A 1128-nucleotide genomic window follows, 5' to 3' on the forward strand; every position below is an offset into this window, starting at 1 on the left:
CTAGTGTCGCGTGTCGTTAGTTGTTTGACGGTTGGGTGGGTGTCAGAATGCGGTATGGCGAATCGACCGGCTGCCGCGCTGTCTCTTCGTGATGGTGATCGTGAGCGGTTGCTGTCGTTGACCAGGAGTTCGTCGGTGCGGGCGGGCCTGGCGCAGCGGGCGCGGATCGTGCTGCTGGCCGCCGAGGGTGTGGCGAACAGTGTGATCGCCGAACGGGTCGGGGTGTCGCGGCCGACCGTGATCGGCTGGCGGGAACGTTATGAGGGTGGTGGGATCGACGGCCTGCACGACGAGGCGCGCTCGGGGCGGCCCCGGCTGGTGGACCATCGAGAGGTCGTTGCAGCCACGCTGAAGCCGCCGCCGAAGAAGCTCGGCGTGACGCACTGGTCGAGCCGGCTGCTGGCCGCTCGGCTGCGGATCAGCAACGGCACGGTGGCCCGCGCGTGGCGGGACTACGGGGTGCAGCCTTGGCGGAGCGAGACGTTCAAGTTCTCCACCGACCCAGAGCTGGGCGCCAAGGTCACCGACGTGGTGGGGTTGTATCTGGCGCCGCCGGAGAACGCGATCGTGCTCTGTGTCGACGAGAAGTCCCAGGTTCAAGCGTTGGACCGGACCCAGCCAATGCTGCCGATGCAACCTGGACAGGTCGAGCGGCGCACCCACGACTATGTCCGGCACGGCACCACCACCCTGTTCGCCGCGCTGGAAATCGCCACCGGCAAGGTCACTGGCGCAGTCAAACCGCGGCACCGGCACCAGGAGTTCCTGGTATTCCTCAAACAGCTCGCCCGCGCCTACCCCGACGACGAGCTACACCTGGTGATGGACAACTACGCCACGCACAAGCGGCCCGAGATCCGCGACTGGCTCGCGGCGAACCCGCGAATCCACGTCCATTTCACCCCGACCTCAGGCTCCTGGCTCAACCTGGTCGAGGTCTGGTTCGGCATCATCGAACGCCAAACCATCCGCCGCGGCAGCTTCCGCTCCGTCCACGACCTCAACGCCAAGATCCGCGCCTTCATCGACGGCTGGAACGAACGCTGCCACCCCTTCATCTGGACCAAAACCGCCGACGAGATCCTCAAGAAGTCCAACCGTCAGACCACTTCAAACACAGACCACTAG

At 65.6% G+C, this 1128-nt stretch carries 1 protein-coding gene; it reads left to right on the top strand.

The genetic code is table 11. The features are described 5' to 3' along the window. Positions 1 to 54 precede the first annotated feature (54 nt). On the top strand, positions 55 to 1128 hold the full coding sequence (locus AB0383_RS50090; RefSeq protein ID WP_366191721.1) for an IS630 family transposase: 1074 nt from the start codon (positions 55 to 57) through the stop codon (positions 1126 to 1128).

It is taken from the genome of Amycolatopsis sp. NPDC051373 (assembly GCF_040689465.1).
Taxonomy (GTDB): Bacteria; Actinomycetota; Actinomycetes; order Mycobacteriales; family Pseudonocardiaceae; genus Amycolatopsis.

Bases quoted from the DNA above. Each gene is read 5' to 3' on its own strand.
- AB0383_RS50090 (WP_366191721.1), top strand. From the start codon at position 55: ATGGCGAATCGACCGGCTGCCGCGCTGTCTCTTCGTGATGGTGATCGT.